General features: G+C 70.4%; 18 protein-coding genes, 1 tRNA gene and 1 pseudogene. 12 read left to right on the forward strand and 8 right to left on the reverse strand.

Going from position 1 to position 21,036, the window contains the following annotated elements; genetic code table 11:
• Positions 1-6: 6 nt before the first annotated feature.
• Both miaB and AVTE2539_RS00785 read right to left on the reverse strand, forming a co-directional pair.
• Positions 7-1,350, reverse strand: a complete 1,344-nt coding sequence (gene miaB, locus AVTE2539_RS00780; protein WP_284408017.1) for a tRNA (N6-isopentenyl adenosine(37)-C2)-methylthiotransferase MiaB — start codon at positions 1,348-1,350, stop codon at positions 7-9.
• Positions 1,351-1,466: 116 nt separating this feature from the next.
• Positions 1,467-1,889 (reverse strand): hypothetical protein, encoded by a 423-nt coding sequence (locus tag AVTE2539_RS00785; protein ID WP_284408018.1) that lies wholly within the window; start codon positions 1,887-1,889, stop codon positions 1,467-1,469.
• 125 nt (positions 1,890-2,014) lie between these two features.
• Here AVTE2539_RS00785 and AVTE2539_RS00790 point away from each other — a divergent pair.
• Positions 2,015-2,091 (forward strand) — tRNA-Met (locus AVTE2539_RS00790).
• Between the two features lie 136 nt (positions 2,092-2,227).
• On the opposite strand, the gene AVTE2539_RS00795 is transcribed toward AVTE2539_RS00790, so the two are convergent.
• On the reverse strand, positions 2,228-2,716 hold the full coding sequence (locus tag AVTE2539_RS00795; protein WP_349817193.1) for a winged helix-turn-helix transcriptional regulator: 489 nt from the start codon (positions 2,714-2,716) through the stop codon (positions 2,228-2,230).
• An 80-nt stretch (positions 2,717-2,796) separates the two neighbouring features.
• On the opposite strand from AVTE2539_RS00795, the gene AVTE2539_RS00800 reads away from it, so the two are divergent.
• From AVTE2539_RS00800 to AVTE2539_RS00845, 10 genes are all read left to right on the forward strand, one after another.
• Positions 2,797-3,672 carry an SDR family oxidoreductase gene (locus AVTE2539_RS00800; RefSeq protein ID WP_284408019.1) on the forward strand — a complete coding sequence of 292 codons (876 nt, stop codon included), beginning with the start codon at positions 2,797-2,799 and terminating at the stop codon, positions 3,670-3,672.
• 184 nt (positions 3,673-3,856) lie between these two features.
• Positions 3,857-4,846: a LysR substrate-binding domain-containing protein gene (locus AVTE2539_RS00805; RefSeq protein ID WP_284405310.1), complete on the forward strand. Its 990-nt coding sequence runs from the start codon at positions 3,857-3,859 to the stop codon at positions 4,844-4,846.
• Complete coding sequence (locus AVTE2539_RS00810) at positions 4,843-6,396, forward strand: flavin-containing monooxygenase (protein ID WP_284408020.1); 1,554 nt, start codon at positions 4,843-4,845, stop codon at positions 6,394-6,396. The genes AVTE2539_RS00805 and AVTE2539_RS00810 overlap by 4 nt, the downstream gene beginning before the upstream one ends.
• 94 nt (positions 6,397-6,490) lie before the next feature.
• Entirely contained in the window at positions 6,491-7,465 is a 975-nt protein-coding gene (locus AVTE2539_RS00815; protein WP_284393141.1) for an ABC transporter permease, read from the forward strand.
• Complete coding sequence (locus tag AVTE2539_RS00820) at positions 7,462-8,388, forward strand: ABC transporter permease (RefSeq protein ID WP_284408021.1); 927 nt, start codon at positions 7,462-7,464, stop codon at positions 8,386-8,388. Before AVTE2539_RS00815 ends, AVTE2539_RS00820 begins: the two co-directional genes overlap by 4 nt.
• On the forward strand, positions 8,385-9,428 hold the full coding sequence (locus AVTE2539_RS00825; protein WP_502868846.1) for an ABC transporter ATP-binding protein: 1,044 nt from the start codon (positions 8,385-8,387) through the stop codon (positions 9,426-9,428). The genes AVTE2539_RS00820 and AVTE2539_RS00825 overlap by 4 nt, the downstream gene beginning before the upstream one ends.
• Positions 9,425-10,489 carry an ABC transporter ATP-binding protein gene (locus tag AVTE2539_RS00830; RefSeq protein ID WP_284408022.1) on the forward strand — a complete coding sequence of 355 codons (1,065 nt, stop codon included), beginning with the start codon at positions 9,425-9,427 and terminating at the stop codon, positions 10,487-10,489. The genes AVTE2539_RS00825 and AVTE2539_RS00830 overlap by 4 nt, the downstream gene beginning before the upstream one ends.
• 65 nt (positions 10,490-10,554) lie before the next feature.
• Positions 10,555-12,144 (forward strand): ABC transporter substrate-binding protein, encoded by a 1,590-nt coding sequence (locus tag AVTE2539_RS00835; RefSeq protein ID WP_284408023.1) that lies wholly within the window; start codon positions 10,555-10,557, stop codon positions 12,142-12,144.
• A gap of 3 nt (positions 12,145-12,147) precedes the next feature.
• The gene (locus tag AVTE2539_RS00840) at positions 12,148-13,482 is read left to right on the forward strand and encodes an acyl-CoA thioesterase/bile acid-CoA:amino acid N-acyltransferase family protein (protein ID WP_284408024.1); all 1,335 of its coding nucleotides are present in this window, start codon (positions 12,148-12,150) and stop codon (positions 13,480-13,482) included.
• A 48-nt stretch (positions 13,483-13,530) separates the two neighbouring features.
• On the forward strand, positions 13,531-14,706 hold the full coding sequence (locus AVTE2539_RS00845; protein ID WP_284408025.1) for a CMD domain protein: 1,176 nt from the start codon (positions 13,531-13,533) through the stop codon (positions 14,704-14,706).
• 31 nt (positions 14,707-14,737) lie between these two features.
• Here the strand turns inward: AVTE2539_RS00845 and AVTE2539_RS00850 are convergent, their stop codons facing one another.
• Both AVTE2539_RS00850 and AVTE2539_RS00855 read right to left on the reverse strand, forming a co-directional pair.
• The gene (locus AVTE2539_RS00850; RefSeq protein ID WP_284408026.1) at positions 14,738-15,469 is read right to left on the reverse strand and encodes a DsbA family protein; all 732 of its coding nucleotides are present in this window, start codon (positions 15,467-15,469) and stop codon (positions 14,738-14,740) included.
• Positions 15,463-16,359: pseudogene (locus AVTE2539_RS00855) on the reverse strand (MBL fold metallo-hydrolase); the annotation flags it as partial. The pseudogene AVTE2539_RS00855 and the gene AVTE2539_RS00850, both read right to left, overlap by 7 nt.
• A gap of 134 nt (positions 16,360-16,493) precedes the next feature.
• On the opposite strand from AVTE2539_RS00855, the gene AVTE2539_RS00860 reads away from it, so the two are divergent.
• A complete protein-coding gene (locus AVTE2539_RS00860) occupies positions 16,494-17,444 on the forward strand; it encodes a LysR family transcriptional regulator (protein ID WP_284408028.1) in 951 nt (316 codons plus the stop codon).
• A gap of 58 nt (positions 17,445-17,502) precedes the next feature.
• On the opposite strand, the gene AVTE2539_RS00865 is transcribed toward AVTE2539_RS00860, so the two are convergent.
• From AVTE2539_RS00865 to AVTE2539_RS00875, 3 genes are all read right to left on the reverse strand, one after another.
• A complete protein-coding gene (locus tag AVTE2539_RS00865; RefSeq protein WP_284405319.1) occupies positions 17,503-18,282 on the reverse strand; it encodes an enoyl-CoA hydratase in 780 nt (259 codons plus the stop codon).
• Between the two features lie 73 nt (positions 18,283-18,355).
• Complete coding sequence (locus AVTE2539_RS00870; protein WP_284408029.1) at positions 18,356-20,146, reverse strand: M61 family metallopeptidase; 1,791 nt, start codon at positions 20,144-20,146, stop codon at positions 18,356-18,358.
• A gap of 111 nt (positions 20,147-20,257) precedes the next feature.
• The gene (locus AVTE2539_RS00875; RefSeq protein ID WP_284408030.1) at positions 20,258-20,977 is read right to left on the reverse strand and encodes a DsbC family protein; all 720 of its coding nucleotides are present in this window, start codon (positions 20,975-20,977) and stop codon (positions 20,258-20,260) included.
• Between the last annotated feature and the right edge of the window lie 59 nt (positions 20,978-21,036).

Below are 21,036 nucleotides of genomic sequence, written 5' to 3' on the forward strand. Positions count from 1 at the left end.
TGCGGCTCAGTGCGCCAGCGCCGGCTCGCGCACCACGACCTCGCCGCGCAGGGTGTAGGCCTTGGCCTCGGTGATGGCCACGTCCACCATCTGCCCGACCAGGCGGGGCTGGCCGACGAAGTTGACGACGCGGTTGCATTCGGTGCGGCCCATCAGCTCGGTGGCGTCGCGCTTGGAGGCGCCTTCGACCAGGATGCGCTGCACCGTGCCCACGCGGCTTTCGCTGATCGACTTGATGTTGCCGTTGATCACGGCCTGCAGTTCCTGCAGGCGGCGCAGCTTCACCTCGTGCGGTGTGTCGTCGTGCAGGCTGGCGGCCGGCGTGCCCGGGCGCGGGCTGAAGATGAAGCTGAAGCTGTTGTCGAAGTGCACGTCGTCGATGAGCTTCATCATCTTGCGGAAGTCCTCTTCCGTCTCGCCTGGGAATCCCACGATGAAGTCGCTGCTCATCGCCAGGTCCGGCCGGATCGCGCGCAACTTGCGCACGGTGCTCTTGTATTCCATGGCGGTGTAGCCCCGCTTCATGGCCATGAGGATGCGGTCGGAGCCGTGCTGGACCGGCAGGTGCAGGTGGCTGGCCAGCTTGGGAATGCGCGCATACGCCTCGATCAGGCGCGGCGTGAATTCGTTGGGGTGGCTGGTGGTGTAGCGGATGCGCTCGATGCCCGGAATGTCGGCCACGTATTCCAGCAGCAGCGCGAAGTCGGCGATCTCCGCCGTCTCGCCCATCTTGCCCAGGTAGGCGTTCACGTTCTGGCCCAGCAGCGTGATCTCTTTCACGCCCTGGTCGGCGAGCCCAGCGACCTCGACCAGTACGTCGTCGAACGGCCGGCTAACCTCTTCGCCGCGGGTGTAGGGCACCACGCAGTAGCTGCAGTATTTGCTGCAGCCTTCCATGATGGAGACGAAGGCGCTGGCGCCTTCCACGCGCGCGGGAGGCAGGTGGTCGAATTTCTCGATCTCGGGAAAGCTGATGTCCACCTGCGGGCGGCGCTGCACCTCGCGCTGGGTCAGCAGCTCGGGCAGGCGGTGCAGCGTCTGCGGGCCGAACACCACGTCCACGTAGGGCGCGCGCTTGATGATCTCGGCGCCTTCCTGGCTGGCCACGCAGCCGCCCACGCCGATCTTCACGCCCCGCTCTTTCAGGTGCTTGATGCGCCCGAGATCGCTGAAGACCTTCTCCTGCGCCTTCTCGCGCACCGAGCAGGTATTGAAGAGGATCAGATCCGCCTCGTCCACGTTCTGCGTGGGCTCGTAGCCCTGGGCGGCATACAGCACGTCGGCCATCTTGTCCGAGTCGTACTCGTTCATCTGGCAGCCGAAGGTTTTGATGAAGACTTTTTTGCTCATGGGGAATCTCTGGTGTCGGTAGCGCTGCCTGCGGCCAATGGCGGGCGGGGCCGGTCGTGCGGCTGGAAAGGGATGGCGCACCCAGCGGCCGCAGCGCTGGCGGCGCCAGGGCCTGTCTATCGCTTGGGAATCTCGGATTCGAAGATGAAATTGCGGTCCGTCGCCGTCGCACCCTTGCGCGGCTGGGCCGCTTCGTCCTTGCTGAGGATCCAGGCGGTCAGCAGCATGCCGGTGCTGGCCTCGACGACATAGTTCACCGTGAACTTCTGCCCAATCACCGTATGGGCCATGACCAGCGTGTTCTGTGGGCTGAGCAGGCGCATGCCGGGGGCCATGCGGATGGCCTTGCCATCCAGCTGCGCATCGACGGTGCTGTTGATGGCCAGCGTACCGCGCAGGGCATTTTCAGGAAAGGTGCGCACGCCGCCCAGAGGGGCGACCACCTGGGCCGCGGCGGGCAGGACCGCGCCGCAGAGCAGGGCGCAGGCCAGCAACGGCGCGAAGAGAAAGGAAAAACGAGCAGTGGGGCAGCGGTTCATGGTTTACATCCAGGGGCTGGGGGCGCGATTTTACGTGCAGGCCCGGGACGATCGCCGGCCGGGTTGGAGGGGGCGACAAGAAAAGTCTTGAACGCCAAAAAAGTCGCGCTATAATTGAGGGCTTAGGCGCTTTAGCTCAGTCGGTTAGAGCGATGGAATCATAATCCACAGGTCCGCGGTTCGAATCCGTGAAGCGCCACCAAACAAAAAAGGGGCTGCGTGCAAACGCAGCCCCTTTTGCTTTTTCGGCCCGGTGGCGGGCAAGGGATGGTGGGGATTCACGCCTCCCTTGTGTCCTATGGCCCGGGAGCCCGGCGGCCACGAAAGCCGGCGTCCGGTCATCCCATCGCGGCGGGCGCCACCGCCTCTGCCGGCCGTTCCAACGCCGCGCCATCGAACCGTTCCCGCGCACTGCGGATGCTCCGATGGTTCATTTCCGCCCACTGCAGCAACTGCGATAGCGGCGCCAGCACCGACTGCCCCAAAGCCGACAGCCGGTACTCCACACTGGGCGGCTTGGTCGGAAAGACGTGCCGGGTCAGCAGGCCGTCGCGCTCCAGGGACCGCAGGGTCTGGGCCAGCATGCGCTTGGAGATGTCGGGCACGGCCCGTTGCAGTGCGCCGAAGCGCAAGGGGGCCGGGGCGAGCGTCAGCAGGATCAGCGTGGTCCATTTGTCGCCGATGTGGTCCAGCACGTCGCGCACCGGGCACTGGCCGAGGTCCAGCCCGTCGGGGCGCTCGCGCATCCAGGCCTGGGTGGCGGCCAGGGCTTCAAGGGCCTCGGGGGCGGCCGGGGCAGGGGGGTGAGCGTCAGGTAACCAGGGCATGAAAAGCTGCCTTCTTGTGGAAGTTGAGGCGGTTCCTAATATAGACCTCCTCTCCAATCCATACCCAGAGGATCTTTGCAATGTCCACTTCTTCCCCCCGCCTGCTCGTCACCGGTGCCAATGGCCAGCTCGGTCGCCTCGTCATCCAGCAGCTTCTTACGCGGGTGCCGGCCTCGCAGATCGTGGCCTCGGTGCGCAACGTGGAGAAAAGCGCGGCCGTGCTGCCCGCAGGCATCGAGCTGCGCCAGGCGGACTACGGCGATGAGGCCTCGTGGGATGCCGCGCTGCAGGGCATCGATCGCGTGCTGTTGATTTCTTCCAGCGAGGTTGGCAGCCGGGTCGCGCAGCATGGCAATGTCATCAGCGCGGCAGCCCGGGCAAAGGTGCAACTGATCGCCTACACGAGCGTGCTGCATGCCGACGTGTCTCCGCTGGGCTTGGCGAAAGAGCATCTGGCGACCGAGGTGCTGCTCCAGGAGTCGGGTGTGCCCTTCGTGCTGCTGCGCAACAGCTGGTACACCGAGAACAATCTGATGGGCATTGCCGATGCGCTCGGCCGCGGCGTGCTGGTGGGTAGCTCCGGCGAAGGCCGGTTCGCTTCGGCGTCGCGGGAGGACTACGCCGCCGCGGCCGCCGCCGTGCTGGCCGCGAAGGACAGCCATGCCGGCAAGGTCTATGAACTCGCGGGCGACGATGCCTACACCCGGGCCGAGCTGGCGCAGGAAGTGTCACGCCAGGCCGGCAAGCCGCTGGCTTATCAGGACATGCCCGAAGCCGCCTACCGCGACCTGCTGGTGCAGGTAGGACTGCCTGCGCCTGTGGCCGAGATGCTCGCGCAAAGCGACGCCAGCGCTGCCAAGAGTGCGGTGTTCGACAGCGGTCGCCAGCTCAGTGCGCTGATCGGCCGGCCCACGACGCCTCTGGCGGCGTCGGTGAGCGAAGCCCTGAAATCCTGAATTGGCAGGCCCAGGCTACCCCCACCCCCGCGTAGATCCCGGCCGGTCGCACACGGCCGAGCGTTGCCGAAGGCGAGCGTCAAGCCCCCGCTTGCGCCCCTTCGGCATTTGCATATGTGGTCAAAGTATTTGTAATTCGCATGCAAGGGCCTCATGATTTCACAAAACGCATGAAATCAAGCCCATGGAATTGCGCCAGCTCGAAGCCTTCGCCGCGGTGATGTCCACCGGCAGCGTGACCGCGGCCGCGCGCCTGCTGGACCGCTCGCAGCCCTCCGTCAGCCGCTCGCTGCAGGAACTGGAGGCCGAGATCGGCTATGCGCTCTTCGCCCGCGGCGGCCCGCGCGTCACGCCGACCGAGCAGGGCTTTTTGCTGTACGAGGACGTGGAGCGCGCACTCGGCGGCCTGCGGCAGATCCGCGATCGCGCCGCCGAGATCGCGCGCGGCGAGGCCCGGCCCCTGCGCCTGGCCGCCACCTCGGCGCTGGCCGTGGGCCTGCTGCCCCAGGCGCTGCGGCTGGCCGAGCCGCACACCGGCAGCGCCGCCATCCAGTTGCGCAGCACCTCGCCCGAAGAGGTGGTGCATGCCGTGCTCACGGGTGCGGTGCAATTGGGGGCCACCAGCCTGCCGCTGGAGCACCGCGGGCTGCAGGTGCACTGGATCGCCCAGACCGCCTGCATGGCCGTGCTGCCGCAGGACGACCCGCTGGCCGCCGAACCGGTCGTGCCGCTGGCGGCCCTGGCCGAGCGCCGGCTCATCACCCTGAGCAACCCGTTTCGCCTGCGCGGGCGCATCGACCGGGCACTGGCCCAGCTCGGCCAGCCGGGGCTGGCGCGCCGCGATGCGATCGAAACCAATTCGTCCGTCAACGCCCAGGCCGCCGTGCGCGCCGGGCTGGGCGTGGCCGTGCTGGAGCCGCTGACCGCGCTGGGACTGCCCTGCGACGGCGTGGCCGTGCGGCCGCTGGACACCGACATTCCTTTTTTCTTCGGGGTCATCACGCCCCAGGCGCAGCCCGTCACGCCGCAGGTGCAGGCCGTGGCGGATGCGCTGCTGCAGGCGGCCCGGCCGCTGCCGGGCTTCGTGCAACACGCCCCGCAAGCGCATGCCGCGCTGCTGCAGGCGCTCTACGGCGGCGATGCCGGCCCCACTGCTTCCGAGGTTTCAGAATGACGATTGCCACCCCTACCGATTCCACCCTTGCGCCCGCACCTGCCGGGCTCGCCGCCCTGGAGGCGCGCCTGCGCCAGGACCTGCAATGGCTGGGCCTGCCCGCGCGGCGCTGGGTGCCGCCGCGGCTGACCGAGGCGGGCGAGCCGGTGCTGGATGTGGCCATCGTCGGCGGCGGCATGGCCGGGCTGGCGCTGGGCGCCTCGCTGGCGCACATGGGTGTGCAGGCACCGCTGTTCGATCGTGCGCCCGAGGGCTTCGAGGGCCCCTGGGCGACCACCGCGCGCATGGAGACGCTGCGCTCGCCCAAGGAACTGACCGGGCCTGCGCTGGGCCTGCCGGCGCTCACCTTCCGCGCTTGGTTCGAGGCGCAGTTCGGCCTGCCGGCCTGGGCGGCGCTGGACAAGATCCCGCGCCTGCAGTGGATGGATTACCTGCGCTGGTACCGCCGCGTGCTGGGCCTGGACGTGCGCAACCGCCAGCGCGTGCTGGCCGTGCATCCGCGCGCCGACGGCCTGGTGCGGATCGACCTGGCCGACGATGCCAACGGCGGCGCGCCCCACCACGTGCTGGCCCGCCATGCGGTGCTGGCCACGGGCCGCGATGGCCTGGGCGGCCCCTGGGTGCCCGACTGGGCGCGGGCGCTGCCGGCGGGCCGCTGGGCGCACTCGGCCGATGTGTGGGACGGCGCCGAGCTGCGCGGCCTGCGCGTGGCGGTGGTGGGCGGCGGGGCCTCGGCCATGGATTCGGCCGCCACGGCGCTGGAGGCCGGCGCTGCGCGCGTGGACTTGCTGGTGCGCCGCGCGGAACTGCCCCGCGTGAACAAGGGCAAGGGCGCGGGCAACCCTGGCATGGCACACGGCTTTTGGTCGCTGCCGGACGAATGGAAGTGGCGCTTTCGCCATTACCTGAACGTGCAGCAGGTGCCTCCGCCGCACGGCAGCACGCTGCGCGTGTCGCGCCACGCCAACGCGCACTTCCACCTGGGCGCCGGCGTGCACGGCGCGTCCGTGCGGCCCGATGGCGCGCTGCGCCTGGAGACCGCCAAGGGCCCGATCGCCGCGGATTTCGTGGTCTTTTGCACCGGCTTTCGCACCGACTGGGCGCTGCGCCCGGAGTTCGCCGCGTTCGCGCCGGCCGTGCGCCTGTGGCAGGACCGCTTCGCGCCGCCGGCCGGCGAGGACGATGCCGAGCTGGCCGCCTCGCCCGACCTGGGGCCGCTGTTCGAGTTCCAGGAGAAGGCGCCCGGCGCCTGCCCGGGCCTGGACCGCGTGCACTGCTTCAACTACGGCGGTGCGCTGTCGCAGGGTGCAGGCGCGGGTGACATCCCGCAGATCAGCGATGGCGCCCAGCGCCTGGCGCGGGGCCTGGCCGCCCGCCTGCTGGCCGACGACGCTGCGCTGCATTACGCGGCCATGCAGCGCTACGAAGAACCCGAGCTGGACGGCGACGAATGGACGCCGGCGGCCTTCCCGGCCTATGGGCCCGAGGGCGCCTCGCCGGCCGCCAGCGCCCCGGCCCTCTCCGAAAATGCCCCGGAGGTCACGCGATGATTGCTATTAAAATAATAGCGATATGCCATAGTGGATATTGCACTGGAGGCCTTTTTGCCTTGAAGCGCTCGCGGCCGCCCGCGGCCCCGCGGCCATGACCGGCTGGCTGCTGCGCCGCCTGGGCCAGGCGCTGCTGGTGGTGCTGGCCATGACGGTGATCGTCTTCGTGGGCCTGCACGCCATCGGCAACCCGGTGGACATCCTGATCGGCGACGACATGAACCAGCAGGAGCGCCTGGCCGCCATCGCGCGGCTGGGGCTCGACCAGCCGCTGTGGCGCCAGTACCTGGCCTTCATCGACGGCGCGCTGCACGGCAGCCTGGGCAAGAGCTTCGTGTACCAGGAAGACGCCGTGCGCCTGATTCTGCAGCGCCTGCCCGCCACGCTGGAGCTGGCCCTGGCCGCGCTGGTGCTGGCGGTGGTGCTGGGCGTGCCGCTGGGGCTTTATGCCGGCATGCGGCCGGACAGCGCGGTGTCCAAGGCGCTCATGGCGGTCAGCATCGCGGGCTTTTCGCTGCCGGCGTTCTGGGTGGCGCTGATGCTCATCATGGTGTTCAGCGTGCAACTGGGGTGGATGCCCGCCAGCGGGCGAGGCGCCACGCGCGAGCTGTTCGGCGTGCCGTGGTCGTTCCTCACGCTCGATGGCCTGCAGCACCTGGCGCTGCCGGCGTTCAACCTGGCGCTGTTCAAGATCTCGCTGGTGCTGCGGCTCACGCGGGCCGGCGTGCGCGAGGTGCTGCCGCAGGACTTCGTGAAGTTCGCGCGCGCCAAGGGCCTGTCGCCCGCGCGGGTGATGGGCATGCACGTGCTGCGCAACACGCTGATCCCGCTCGTCACGGTGCTGGGCCTGGAACTGGGCTCGACCATCGCCTATGCGGTGGTGACCGAAAGCATCTTCGCGTGGCCCGGTGCGGGCAAGCTGATCCTGGACAGCATCAACAGCCTGGACCGCCCCGTCGTGGTGGCCTACCTGATGGTGGTGGTCGTGATCTTCGTGACGCTCAACCTGGTGGTGGACGTGCTCTACCGCCTGCTGGACCCGCGCGCCCGGGTGGAGGGCGCGGCATGACGCAGCCTGTGGTTTCGCCCGACACCCCCGTGGCGCGGGGCTTCGACGACCGGTCGATCTGGTACCGCGTGGCGGCGGACTTCCTGCGCTCGCGCACCGCGGCCGCCGCGCTGGCCGTGCTGGCGCTGGTGGTGATCGCGGCGCTGGCCGCGCCCTGGATCACGCCGCAGAACCCCTACGACCTGATGCAGCTCGACGTGCTGGACGCGCGCCTGAAGCCCGGCGCGGCCAACGCCGAGGGCACCTTCACCTACTGGCTGGGCACGGACGGGCAGGGGCGTGACCTGTACTCGGCCATCGTGTACGGCCTGCGCATCAGCCTGCTGGTGGGCGTGGGCTCGGCCGTGGTGGCGGCGGTGATCGGCACGCTGGTGGGGCTGCTCGCGGCCTACGCGGGCGGCAAGGTCGATGCGCTGCTGATGCGCGTGGTGGACCTATTGCTGTCGTTTCCGACCATCCTCATGGCGCTGATGATCCTGGCCTACGTGGGCAAGGGCGTGGGCAACGTGGTGCTCACGCTGGTGCTGCTGGAGTGGGCCTACTACGCCCGCACGGCGCGCGGCCAGGCGCTGGTGGAGGCGCGCCGCGAATACGTGGAGGCCGCGCGCGGCCAGGGCATTCCGGGCTGGCGCATCGTCACCGGGCACATCCTGCCCAACTGCCTGCCGCCGCTCTTGGTGATCGGCGCGCTGCAGGTGGCGCGCGCCATCACGCTGGAGGCCACGCTGTCGTTCCTGGGCCTGGGCGTGCCGATCACCGAGCCGTCGCTGGGCCTCCTGATCTCCAACGGCTACCAGTACCTGCTGTCCAACGAATACTGGATCAGCTTCTTTCCCGGCCTGGCGCTGCTGTTCACCATCGTCGCGATCAACCTCGTGGGCGACCAGCTGCGCGACGTGCTCAACCCGAGGCTGCAGAAATGATGGGCACCGCATCGTCTTCTCCGATCCCGGCGTCCGCTGCCGCGGTGCCCGCCGGCGTTCCCACGCTGGAGGTGCGCGACCTGCGCACACGCTTTCACACCCGCGCCGGCGTGCTGCCGGTGGTGGACGGCGTGTCGTTCACGCTCGGGCGCGGCAAGGTGCTGGGACTGGTGGGCGAGTCGGGCTCGGGCAAATCCGTCACCGGCTTCTCGATCATGGGGCTGGTCGATCCGCCCGGCCGCGTGGAGGGCGGGCAAGTGCTGTTCCAGGGCCGCGACCTCACCACGCTGCCGGCCGCCGAGCGGCGCGCGCTGCAGGGCAACCGCATCGCCATGATCTTCCAGGACCCGATGGCCACGCTCAACCCGGTGCTGCGCGTGGACACGCAGATGATCGAGGCCGTCAAGGCCCATCGCCGCGCCACCACCGCCGAGGCCCGCGCCCTGTCGCGCGACACGCTGGCGCTGATGGGCATTCCCAGCCCCGACGACCGGCTGCGCGCCTACCCGCACCAGCTGTCGGGCGGCATGCGCCAGCGCGTGGCGATCGCCATCGCGCTGCTGCACGGGCCCGACCTCGTCATCGCCGACGAGCCGACCACGGCGCTGGACGTGACCATCCAGGCGCAGATCCTGTCGGAGGTGCAAAAGCTGGTGCGCGAGCGCGGCACCTCGCTGATCTGGATCAGCCACGACCTGTCGGTGGTGGCCGGCTTGGCCGACGAGATCGCCGTGATGTATGCCGGGCGCATCGTGGAGCACGGCACGGTGGACGACGTGCTCGACCATCCGCAGCACCCCTACACCCAGGGCCTGATCGGCAGCTTGCCCAGCGCCAACCGGCGCGGCGAGCGGCTGCGGCAGATTCCCGGCATGGCGCCGTCGCTGCTGCACATGCCGCCGGGCTGCGCCTTCGCGCCGCGCTGCGCGCGCGCCAGCGCCGCCTGCGGCGTACCACCGGCCATCACGCACCCGCGCGCGCAGGCCCCGGCGCACGCGGTCCGGTGCTTCCATCCCGGTGCTTCGGAGGGCGCGGCATGAGCGAGGTTCGCGACGTTCTTTCGCCGCCAGGCCCTGGCGGCGCCACCCCGGTCACGGCCACCGTCCCGCCGCTGGTGGAGCTGCGCAGCGTGGCCAAGCGCTTCGGCCAGCAGCCGCCGCCGGGCCCCGTGGGCCGGGCGCTGCGGCGCCTGGGCCTGGCGAAGGCGCCCGTGGTGACCCATGCGGTCGATGGCGTGGACCTGGCGGTGCACGCGGGCGAGGTCGTGGGGCTGGTGGGCGAGTCGGGCTGCGGCAAGTCCACGCTCGGACGCATCGCCGCCGGCCTGCTGCCGGCCACCGAGGGCGAAGTGTGGGTGGACGGGCGCCCGCTCGAAGGATTGAGCGGCCGCGACCGGCTGGCCGCGCGGCTGCGCACGCAGATGGTGTTCCAGGACCCGTTCGCCAGCCTGAACCCGCGCCTGCGCGTCTCGCGCATCGTGGGCGAGGCGGCGCTGCTGCACGGCCTGACAGATGCCGCCGGGCTCGATGACTACGTGAGCGCCCAGCTGCGCCGCGCGGGGCTCGACCCGGCGCTGCGCCACCGCTACCCGCACCAGTTCAGCGGTGGCCAGCGCCAGCGCATCGGCATCGCCCGCGCGCTGGCGGTGCAGCCGGGCCTGCTGGTGTGCGACGAGGCCGTGGCGGCACTGGACGTGTCGATCCAGGCGCAGATCCTCAACCTGTTCATGGACCTGCGCGACCAGCTGGGCCTGACCTACCTGTTCATCAGCCACGACCTGGGCGTGGTGGAACACGTGTGCGACCGCGTGGTGGTGATGTACCTGGGCCGCGTGGTGGAGAGCGCGCCGGTCGAGGAACTCTTCGCCCGGCCCAACCACCCCTACACGCAGGCGCTGCTGGCCGAGATCCCGAGCGTGGCCGCGCGGCGCACGCGCTTTTCGTCCATCCGCGGCGAGATCCCCAGCCCCATTTCGCCGCCCTCGGGCTGCCATTTCCACCCCCGTTGCCCGCACGCCATGCCGCGCTGCGCCACCGAGGTGCCGCGGCTGCGCGGCATCGCCGTGCGGCACGAGAGCGCCTGCCACCTCAACGACGGCTGAGCGCTCACCGTCCAACGCCCGTTGCCCCCGCCGTATCCCGTTCGTTTTTTCCTGAAAGGCCCGCCATGACTTCCTTCCGCCTCGCCACCCTGGCCGCTGCCGCGCTGCTCGCCACTACCGGTGCCACCGGCGCGCTCGCGCAGAACGGCAACACGCTGTCCATCGGCTTCGCCGACCCGGTGTCGTCGGTCGATCCGCAACTCAACAACCACGCGGGCGACCGCTCGCTGGCGCTGCATTTCTGGGACTCGCTGGTCAACTCGCGCGACGGCGGCAAGCTGGAGCCGGGCCTGGCCGCCAGCTGGAAGACGCTGGACGACAAGACCTGGGAGTTCAAGCTGCGCACCGACGTGAAGTGGCAGGACGGCACGCCCTTCACCGCCGACGACATCGTGTTCTCGTTCCAGCGCGCGCGCAACGTGCCCGGCAGCGTGGCGTCCTATGCGGGCGCGCTGCGCACGGTCGAATCGACCACGGCCAAGGACGCGCACACCGTCATCGTCAAGACCAACACACCCAACCCCATGCTGCCGCTGGAGATCGCCTCGATCTACATCGTGAGCAAGCACGTGGGCGAAAAATCGAAGACCGAGGACTACAACGCCGGCCGCGCCGTCGTGGGCACGGGGCCGTACAAATTCATCTCCTACGTGCCGGGCGACCGCACGGTGTTCGAGCGCAGCGCGAGCTACTACGGCACCAAGCCGCTGTGGGAGAAGGTGAACTACCGCTACATCAACAACGGCGCGGCGCGCACCGCCGCGCTGCTGGCGGGCGATGTGGACGTGATCGACAAGGTCGCCGTGACCGACGTGGAGAAGCTGCGCAAGACGCCCAGCGTGAGCGTGTACACCTACCCCGGCCTGCGCGCGCTGCTGCTGCAGCCCAGCTTCAAGGCCGGCGCCAACGAGTTCGTCACCGACAACGCGGGCAAGCCGCTCGCGCAGAATCCGCTGCGGGACGTGCGCGTGCGCCAGGCGCTGTCGCTGGCCATCAACCGCAAGGCCATCGTGGACCGCGTGCTGCAGGGCACGGTGACCGAGGCCAACCAGTGGATGCCTAAGGGCAGCTTCGGCTACAACCCCGAGGTCAAGGACATTCCCTACAACGTGGAGCAGGCCAAAAAGCTGCTGGCCGAGGCCGGCTTTCCGCAGGGCTTCCAGATCACCATCCACGTGCCCGGCGACCGCTACCCGCAGGCCCCCGAGACCGTGCAGGCCGTGGCCCAGTTCTGGAGCCGCGCGGGCGTGAAGACCAAGGTGGAGGTGCTGCCCTGGGCCTCGTACGCCAGCCGCGCCAACAAGAACGACTTCGCCGTCAGCGTGATCGCCTGGGGCAACGGCACGGGAGAGGCCGGCTACGGCCTGCTGCAGACGCTGGCCACCACCGACGCCCAGCGCGGCCGGGGCGCCAACAACTGGGGCCGCTACAGCAATGAAGCGGTGGACAAGGCACTCGATGCCGCCACGGTGGAGTTCGATGCGCGCCGCCGCGAGGCCGTGTTCCGCCATGCCGCCAAGCTGGTCACCGACGACGTGGGCCAGATCCCGCTGTTCCACTACCAGAACATCTGGGCGGCCAAGAAGGGGCTGAAGGTCGAGCCGATCCTGAGCGACCGCACCACCGCCCTGCAAGTCACCCGCGTGGGCAAGTAAGGCGTGGCCGCGCTCACCATCACCCCCGCCGACGCGCTGATCGACGTGCCGCGCCACATCGTGGCCAGCGGGCTCGTGCCGGGCGAGACCGTCACGCTGCGCAGCCACACCCTGCGCGGCCCGGGCGTCGCCTGGCGCGCCGAGGCCGTCTTCGAGGCCGATGCCCAGGGCACGGTGGACCTGTCGCGCGACGCGCCGCGGTCGGGCAGCTACGCCGGCGTGTCGCCCATGGGCCTGGTGTGGTCGCAGGTGCCCGACGGCGGGCAGGCGCCGCGCGCGCTGTTCGCCAGCACCCCGGCCGCGCCGCTGGCCACCGAGGTCACCCTGGAGCGCGGCGCGCCGGGCGGGGCGCCGCTCTCGGGCCGCTTCGTGCAGCACCTGGTCGGCCCCGGCGTGGTGCGGCGCGAGCTTCGTGGCGGGGTGCGCGACGAGGGCCTGTCGGGCACGCTGTTCCTGCCGCCGGGCCCGGGCCCTCACCCGGCGGTGCTGGTGCTCAACGGCTCGGGCGGGGGCATCAACGAGCCGCGTGCGGCGCTGTACGCCTCGCACGGCTACGCGGCGCTGGCGCTGGGCTACTTCCAGTCGCCGGGGCGGCCCGACCATATCTCGGACACGCACCTCGAATACTTCGAGACCGCGCTCGCCTGGCTGCATCGCACGGTGCGCCCGCGCGGCGGCTTCGTCGCGCTGAGCGGGCAGTCGCGCGGCGGCGAGCTGGTGCTGCTGCTGGGCACGCTGTTCCCGGAGCAGGTCTCGGCCGTCATCGGCTACGTGCCGGGCGCGGTGGTGCACAGCGCGCAGAACGCCTGCAACCCCGCCAACGGCCCCGACAGCCGCAACGGCCCGGCGTGGATCTTCCGCGGCCAGCCGCTGCCGCACCTGTGGGAAAACAACCGCACGGCCACCTGGGCGCCGTGGGACGAGGGACCCGAGCCGCGCCGCCATGCCAACGCGCTGCTCACCGCGCTGCAGGACGAGGAGGCCGTGGAGCGCGCCCGCATCCGCGTGGAGCGCATCCGTGGCCCGGTGCTGCTGCTGACCGCCGAGGACGACGGCTCCTGGCCCTCGTCGCGCTACGGCCGCATGGTCGTGGAGCGGCTGAAGGCCCATGCGCACCCGCACCCGGTGACCCAGTACGACTACGCGGGCGCGGGGCATTCGATTTTGTTCCCCTACCTGCCCACCACGCAGACCGTGTACGCCCACCCGGTCTCGGGCCGGCTCAGCACCGGCGGCGGCGCACCTGCGCCCAACGCCTGGGCCGACGAACACTCGTGGCGGCAGGTGCTATCGTTTTTGAAGCAAGCTGCCATAGAAGAATCTGTGCTGCAGCCCTAAAACACTGAGATCCCTGGCGGCCGACGGGCCGCCCCACCGGAGCCGACCATGACCGATGCATCCCTTTCCCCCGACTTGGTGGACACCCTGGTGCCGCTGACCCCCGGCGACCCCGTGCACGCCGTGCGCCACCAGCGCGACAAGGTGGTCGCCGCCACCCAGGGCAGCTACGACAGCCTGTTCGATCCCGCGCTGGAGGGCCTCTCCCTGGCCGAGCGCCTGCTGGCGGCGCGAGCCATCGCCACCCAGGCCGGCAGCGCGCCGGTGGCGGCGCACTACACGGCGCGGCTGCAGGGCCTGGCCGACCTCACGCCCGCGCAGCGCGCGGCCCTGGACCCGGGCGATTCGCCAGTGCAGGACCCGCGCCTGCAGGCCATCCTGCGCTTTGCCGACCTGCTGGCCGCGCGGCCGGTGGAGGGCGACCGCGAGGCGCTGCTGCAGCTGCCCGCCGCCGGCCTGTCCACGCCCGCCGTGGTGGCGCTGGCGCAACTCATCGCCTTCGTGGCCTACCAGGTGCGCGTGGTGGCGGGGCTGCAGGCCCTGGCAGCGCTCGGCACGCCGGCGGCTTCGCCCGCAGCCGCTGCTGGCGAACCGGCACCGGCCGCCGCGCCGTTCGTGCACCCGGCCAATCTCCCGAAGCCCGGCGAGCCCGTGCGCGTGAACGGCTACACCAGCGAGACGCTGGAGTGGAAAGCCTGGCTGCCCGTGCTGGACCTGGCGCAGGCCTCGCCCGCGCAACTGGCGGTGCTCGAGGCCAGCCACCCCAAGGCCAAGACCAGCGACTACTACCGCGTGCTGGTGCACCAGCCGCGCATCCTGGAGGAGCGGTCGATCGTGTTCAACGCGATCATGTACGCGCCCGGCGGCCTGTCGCGCGCCGAGCGCGAACTGGCCAGCGCCGTGGTCTCGCGCGTGAACGGCTGCGTGTACTGCGCCTCGGTGCATGCGCAGCGGTTCGAGCAGCTGGCCAAGCGCAACGACGTGATCGTGCAGGTGTTCACCGAGCCGCAGGGCGCGGGCACCACGGCGCGCGAGCAGGCCATCGTGCAGGCCAGCATCGACCTCACGCGCGCGCCCGGCGCGTTCGGTGCGGACCAGGTGCGGCCGCTGCGCGCTGCCGGCCTGTCGGACCTGGAAATCCTCGACGCCGTGCACGCCGTGGCGATCTTCGCCTGGGCCAACCGGCTGATGCTCAACCTGGGCGAACCGGTGTTCCCCGGCTGAAAACCGCAGGGCAGGGAATGCCCGCCCGCCATCAGATCGCGCAGCCGTCCGGGCCACAGGCCAGGGCACTGCCGGCCGGCGCGATGGCGGCCCGCCCGGCCTCCAGGTGCTGGCGCAGCACGGTCTTCCAGGCCTCGGGCTGGCCCAGCCAGGGGCCGATGTCCAGCGTCTGCAGCGGCGCGCCGGGCTGCTCCAGCGCCAGGGTGGGAAAGCCCTGGCCGCCCGCGCGGGCCAGCCACTGGCGGCTTTCCGCGAAGTGCGCCTGCGTGGGTGCGCCTTGCCATTGCGCGAAGGCGGCGCGGAATGCTTCGGCGTCCAGGCCCAGTTCGGCCGCCAGATCCTGCAGCACGGCGGCGTCCGCCACGCGGCGGCCTTGCGCATAGTGCGCCTGCTGGATGCGGTGCGCTATGTCCAGCCCCCGCTGGCCCAGGGCCTGGGCGGCCAGGATGGCGGTGGTCGGCGGCTCCGAATCCATCACCGCCGTCGGGTCGCGCAGCAGGCCTTCGAAGTACGCCTCGCCGAAGGGCTGGCCGGTGAGCTGGGCGATGCGCCGGTCGTGCGGCACCACGTGGTCGCGCCACCGGGGCGTGATGGCGATGCGGTTGGGGCCGGCCAGCATGCCGCCGCCGTGCAGCGCGATCGCTAGGCCCGGCACCTGCCGCGCGGCTTGCACCAGCGGCGCGGCGGCGTAGCACCAGCCGCACAGCGGGTCGAAGACGTAGTGCAGCACCGCAGACGGTGCGGCGGCGTTCACTGCGGCCATTTCATTTCGCCCTTGATGACCTTGGCGCCCAGATCCAGCGACGACGATTCGCCCAGTTGCGGATAGCGCTTTTTCATGGCGGCGACCAGCGCGGCCGAGTCCTTGGCGCGGGCGGCTTCTTCCTCGAAGGCCTTCACGTAGCCGCGGGTGAACGCCACCGAGGCCGTGCTGCGCGGCTCCCGGCCGCTGGCGTCCGGCACGAAGTGGCCGGGCACCACGACCTCCGGCTGCAGCGCGTCGATCTGGTCGAGCGTGGCGAGCCAGTCGCGGCGCGATTCGGGCGTCTGCGTGTCGGCCATCCAGACGTGGATGTTGGCGGCCACCGGCACGCCGCCCACCACAGCCTTCAGCGAAGGAACCCACACCACCGTGCGGCCGGGCGTGGGGCCGTTCAGGCCGACCACCTGGATGGCCTGGCCTTCCAGCGTGATGGTGTCGCCCTGCAGCGGCTCGGGCACCACCAGGGCCTGGGGGGCGTTGGCCTTAAGGATGGGGCCCCAGTGGGCGAGCTTGCCGTCCTTGGAGGCCTGGATGCCGGCCACCGTCTGCGGCGTGGCGACGATGCGGGCCGCGGGGAAGGCGGCTTGGATGACGTCCAGGCCGAAGTAGAAATCGGGGTCCTTGTGGCTGATGTACACCGTGGTCAGCTTCTTGCCGCTGGCGCGGATTTTCTCCACCAGCGCCTGGGCGTCGTCGCGCTGAAATTGCGCGTCGATCAGCACGGCTTCGGTCTCGCCCGTGATCAGCTCCGACGACACGGGGAACAGGCTCTTGGTGCCGGGGTTGTGCACCTGCAGCTGCAGCGGGCCGGCGGCCAGCGCTACGGCGGCGAAGCCGAGGCTGGCGGCGCCGGCGATCAGGGTGCGAAGGAATCGGGGTGTGCGGGACATGGCGGGCTCCTGGTCAGCGAGAGGTGGAATGAAGGAAGGAATAAAGAAAGAAGGAATGGGCTGGATCGTAGGTTGCCTGGATCGGCCGAAAAACCCCCTACCATGCAAAGCTTTGTTGCATCGATCGATCGAATATGGACCGCCTCACCGCCGCCGACGTCTTCGTGCGCATCGCCGAGCGCGGCAGCATGACCGCCGCCGCCGAATCGCTGGACATGTCGCGCGCCATGGTCACGCGCTACCTCGCGCAGATGGAGGCCTGGGCCGGCGCCCGCCTCCTGCACCGCACCACGCGCCGCCTGGGCCTCACGGCAGCCGGCGAGCAGGCCCTGGCACGCTGCCGGCGCATGCTGGAGCTGGCCGCCGAGATGGCGGTGCCGGTGGGCGAGGGGGCCGAGGTGCCGCGCGGCCTGCTGCGCATCGCCAGTTCTCAGTCGCTCGCGCAGGAGGTGCTGTCGCCCGCGGTGGCCGAGTTCCTGCGCCGCCATCCGCTGGTGGCCATCGACCTGCACATCGATTCCCGGCCGGTCAACCTTGTGCAGGAGCGCATCGACCTGGCGGTGCGCATCAGCAACGACCTGGACCCCAACCTCATCGCCCGCACGCTGGGCGAATGCGCATCGGTCGTGTGCGCCGCACCCGCCTACCTGGCCGCCCACGGCATGCCGCGCCGCGCGCAGGACCTGGCGACGCACAACTGCCTCACGTATTCGTACTTCGGGCGCAGCCTGTGGGAGTTCACGCACCGGGGCGAGCGCATCGCGGTGCCGGTGGGCGGCAACCTGAGCGCCAACGAATCCCAGGTGCTGCTGGCCGCCGCGCTGCACGGCGCGGGCGTGACGCTGCAGCCGGTCTATGCCGCCGCGCCGCTGATCGCGCAGGGGCGGCTCACGGCGCTGCTGCCGGCCCATGCGCCGCGCACGCTGGGGGTGCACGGCGTGTACGCTTCGCGCCGGCAGGTGCCGCCGGCGCTGCGCGCGCTGCTGGACTTCCTGGTGGAGCGCTTCGCCGATCCGGCGCACTGGCAGGCCGGGCTGCCGGTGCCGGCCGCCAAGGCGCCGTCGCGGGCAAAAAAAAGCCGCTGAGGGCAGCGGCGGGGGGCGGTGGCGCAGCCCCGTGGCAGGGGCCGCGCGGCGGGGTGCCTCACTGGTGGGTGAAGGTCGCCTTGCGCTTGTTCACGAAGGCGTCCATGCCTTCCTTCTGGTCGCTGGTGGCGAACAGCGCGTGGAACAGGCGGCGCTCGAACATCACGCCGTCCGACAGCCCGCTCTCGAACGCGCGGTTGACCGATTCCTTGGCCGCCATCACGGCGATCTGCGAGAAGTCGCTGATCTGCAGCGCGGCGCCCAGGGCCTCGTCCATCAGCTGGGCGAAGGGCACGACGCGGCTGACCAGCCCGGCGCGCTCGGCCTCGGCGGCGTCCATCATGCGGCCGGTGAGGGCCATGTCCATGGCCTTGGACTTGCCCACCGCGCGCGGCAGGCGCTGCGTGCCGCCGGCACCGGGGATGACCCCCAGCTTGATCTCGGGCTGGCCGAACTTGGCGTTGTCGGCCGCAATGATGAAGTCGCACATCATGGCCAGCTCGCAGCCGCCGCCCAGGGCGAAGCCGCTCACCGCGGCGATCACCGGCTTGCGGATGGAGCGGATGCGCTCCCAGTTGCGCGTGATGTAGTCGCCCTTGTACGCATCGGCGAAGCTGTACTGCGCCATGGCGCCGATGTCCGCACCCGCGGCGAAAGCCTTCTCGCTGCCGGTGACGATGACGCAGCCGATCTTCTCGTCGGCGTCGAAGGCCTGCAGCGCCTCGCCCAGCTCGTTCATGAGCTGGTCGTTCAGCGCGTTCAGTTGCTTGGGCCGGTTCAGCGTGATGACGCCGACCTTGTCCGCCTCGATGCGGACCTCGATGACTTCGTAGGCCAAGGGGTATCTCCGTTGCTCGTTGTGATCGGCAGACTATACCCAAGGGGCTCCGGAAAGCCTCTGCCAGGGTCCTCTATTGGCCTGCGGTGCCGTCCAGCCACCGGCTGGCCAGGGCCGCGTCGGCCACCGACAGGCCGATGGTGTCGACTTCGGCCTCGGCGCCCGCATGGGCCGTCGAGGGCAGTTCCAGCGGCAGCTCCAGCAGCCGCCGGTCCCGCGCCACCAGCGCCGTCACGCGGGGCTCCACGCCGGCGTAGAGCGGCACGTCGTCCAGCCGCTGCACGCGCCAGGCCTCGCCCTGCACCTCGATCCCCAGCCATTCGTCGCCGGCCGCAAAGCCCGCCTGCTCGGCCAGGCCGCCACGCAGCACCACCTTGATCTGCAGGCCCTGGCCCTCCGCCACCCGCACGCCCAGGCGCTGGGCCAGCTGCGCCGGCTCGCCCTGCAGCGTCACGCCGTTGGCGGCCAGCAGTTCGGCCAGGGGCAGGTCGTCGGTGCCGTGCACCCACTGCGCGATCTCGGTGGCGAACGAACGGCCCGCCAGCGCCTGGATCGCGTCGAGCAGGTCGGCTTCGGACATGGGGCCGGCGGCGCAGCGCTCCCACAGGGCGCGCATCACGTCGTCCAGCGTGGCCTGGCCTTCGCGGCGCAGCGCGAGGTCCAGGCACAGCGCCACCAGCGAGCCCTTGGTGTAGTAGCTCACCGTGCTGTTGGGCGTGTTCTCGTCCTGGCGGTAGTACTTGACCCAGGCGTCGAAGCTGGCCTGCGCCACCGACTGCACCTTGCGGCCGGGCGTCTGCAGCACCTGGTTGACGGTCTTGGCGAGCAGGCGCAGGTAGGTGGCGTTGTCGATCAGGCCCGCGCGGCGCAGCAGCAGGTCGTCGTAGTAGCTCGTGAAGCCCTCGAAGAACCACAGCAGGCGCGTGTAGTTCTCCTGGGTGTAGTCGTACTGCGCGAACTCCGCCGGGCGCAGGCGCTTGACGTTCCAGGTGTGGAAGTGCTCGTGGCTCACCAGCCCGAGCAGCGTGTTGTAGCCCTCGGGCGCGCGTGCCTGGCCGATGCGGGGCAGGTCGCGCCGCCCGCAGATCAGCGCGGTGGAGTTGCGGTGCTCCAGGCCCCCGTAGCCGTCGTCCACCACGTTCAGCAGGAACAGGTAGTTCTGGTAGGGCGGCTTGCCGCCGCCGTGCCAGAAGCGGATGCCGGCCTCGCAGATGCGGCGCACGTCGGCCACGATGCGGTTGCCGTCGAACGAAGGCGCGGCGCCTGCGATCACCAGCCGGTGCGGCACGCCGCAGGCCGTGAAGCGGATGCTCCAGAACGGGCCCATCTCCACGGGGCAGTCCACCAGTTCGTCGTAGTGCTCGGCGCGGTAGGTGCCGAAGCCGGCGCGCGTGGTCTTCTCGGCGGCGAGCCCGGTGGCGACGGACCAGCGCGCCACGGCGGGCGTGCTCACGATTTCCAGGTCGTGGCGCGCGGTCTCCTGGCCGTGCACGCGCAGGCACAGGCTGGTGCCGTTGAAGAAGCCGCGCGTGGCATCCAGAAAAGCGGTGCGCACCGAGGTGTCGTAGGCGCAGACTTCGTACGTCAGCACCAGCGGGTGGTCGTTGCGGCACTGCACCTCCCAGCGGCACTTGTCCAGTTGGGCGAGGGGCACGTCCTTGCCGTCCTGCTGTGCGCGCAGGTTCTGCAGGTTCTTGGCGAATTCGCGCACCAGGTAGCTGCCGGGAATCCAGACGGGCAGCGACAGCGCCTGCTGGGCCGCGGGCTTGGCCACCGTCAGCGTCACGCTGAACAGGTGGGCGTGCAGTTGCGCGGGCTCGACGCGGTAGTGGACGGCGGGGTGGGCGTGGCGAAGGGCGGACATGGTGCGTGCGGCGCTGAAGGGTCGGTGAAGGCCCGGGCCGGCGCAGGGAGTGGTCCACGCCGCCCGGCGGTCAGGAGCGTGCGAAGCGGCAGCCGCCGCGCACGCCGGGGCTCAATTGCCGGAGCCGCCGGCGTCGGCCATGCGCTTTTCGACTTCCTGCGCGTTGATCGCGCCCGGCACGCGGGAGCCGTCGGCGAAGATGATCGTCGGCGTGCCGGTGATCTTGTGCTTCTTGCCGAAGGCCAGGTTGCGCTGCACGGCCGCGGTGTCGCAACTGGCGGCGGGTGCCGGCTTGTCGCGCACCATCTGGTCCTGCCAGGCCACCACGCGGTCCTTGGCGCACCAGATGTTGCGGGACTTCTCGGCCGAATCGGGGCTCAGGATGGGGTACAGGAACATGTACACCGTGACGTTGTCCACGTTCTGCAGATCCTTCTCGAAGCGCTTGCAGTAGCCGCAGTTGGGGTCCTCGAACACCGCGATCTTGCGCTTGCCGTTGCCGCGCACGATGGTGAAGGCATCCTTGAAGGGCAGCGCGTCGAAGTCCACCGCGGTGAGCTTGTTGATGCGGTCTTCGGTCAGGTTGCGGCGGGCCTTGGTGTCGATCAGCTCGCCCTGGATCAGGTAGTTGCCCTTGGCATCGGTGTAGAACAGGTCGGTGCCGATGCGCACCTCATACAGGCCCTGCATGGGCGTGCTGCGCACCTCGTCGATCTTCTCCAGCTGCGGAATGCGGTCGGACAGGGCCTTGCGGATGACCGTTTCCTGGGCGAACGCGCCGAGGGACAGGGTGAGCGCGGCGCCGGCCAGCAGGGAAGGGATCAGTTTCATGCGATTCTTTCGTTCTTCAACTCGTTGTTCATCAATGCGCCGCGGCGTTCGCCAGCGGC

Origin of the sequence: Acidovorax sp. SUPP2539 (assembly GCF_030158975.1) — a bacterium.
GTDB lineage: Bacteria > Pseudomonadota > Gammaproteobacteria > Burkholderiales > Burkholderiaceae_C > Paracidovorax.

Bases quoted from the DNA above. Each gene is read 5' to 3' on its own strand.
- AVTE2539_RS00805 (WP_284405310.1), top strand. From the start codon at position 3,857: ATGGAATTGCGCCAGCTCGAAGCCTTCGCCGCGGTGATGTCCACCGGC.
- AVTE2539_RS00810 (WP_284408020.1), top strand. From the start codon at position 4,843: ATGACGATTGCCACCCCTACCGATTCCACCCTTGCGCCCGCACCTGCC.
- miaB (WP_284408017.1), bottom strand. From the start codon at position 1,350: ATGAGCAAAAAAGTCTTCATCAAAACCTTCGGCTGCCAGATGAACGAG.
- AVTE2539_RS00835 (WP_284408023.1), top strand. From the start codon at position 10,555: ATGACTTCCTTCCGCCTCGCCACCCTGGCCGCTGCCGCGCTGCTCGCC.
- AVTE2539_RS00815 (WP_284393141.1), top strand. From the start codon at position 6,491: ATGACCGGCTGGCTGCTGCGCCGCCTGGGCCAGGCGCTGCTGGTGGTG.
- AVTE2539_RS00795 (WP_349817193.1), bottom strand. From the start codon at position 2,716: ATGCCCTGGTTACCTGACGCTCACCCCCCTGCCCCGGCCGCCCCCGAG.
- AVTE2539_RS00870 (WP_284408029.1), bottom strand. From the start codon at position 20,146: ATGTCCGCCCTTCGCCACGCCCACCCCGCCGTCCACTACCGCGTCGAG.
- AVTE2539_RS00850 (WP_284408026.1), bottom strand. From the start codon at position 15,469: ATGGCCGCAGTGAACGCCGCCGCACCGTCTGCGGTGCTGCACTACGTC.
- AVTE2539_RS00845 (WP_284408025.1), top strand. From the start codon at position 13,531: ATGACCGATGCATCCCTTTCCCCCGACTTGGTGGACACCCTGGTGCCG.
- AVTE2539_RS00830 (WP_284408022.1), top strand. From the start codon at position 9,425: ATGAGCGAGGTTCGCGACGTTCTTTCGCCGCCAGGCCCTGGCGGCGCC.
- AVTE2539_RS00820 (WP_284408021.1), top strand. From the start codon at position 7,462: ATGACGCAGCCTGTGGTTTCGCCCGACACCCCCGTGGCGCGGGGCTTC.
- AVTE2539_RS00860 (WP_284408028.1), top strand. From the start codon at position 16,494: ATGGACCGCCTCACCGCCGCCGACGTCTTCGTGCGCATCGCCGAGCGC.
- AVTE2539_RS00825 (WP_502868846.1), top strand. From the start codon at position 8,385: ATGATGGGCACCGCATCGTCTTCTCCGATCCCGGCGTCCGCTGCCGCG.
- AVTE2539_RS00800 (WP_284408019.1), top strand. From the start codon at position 2,797: ATGTCCACTTCTTCCCCCCGCCTGCTCGTCACCGGTGCCAATGGCCAG.
- AVTE2539_RS00785 (WP_284408018.1), bottom strand. From the start codon at position 1,889: ATGAACCGCTGCCCCACTGCTCGTTTTTCCTTTCTCTTCGCGCCGTTG.
- AVTE2539_RS00875 (WP_284408030.1), bottom strand. From the start codon at position 20,977: ATGAAACTGATCCCTTCCCTGCTGGCCGGCGCCGCGCTCACCCTGTCC.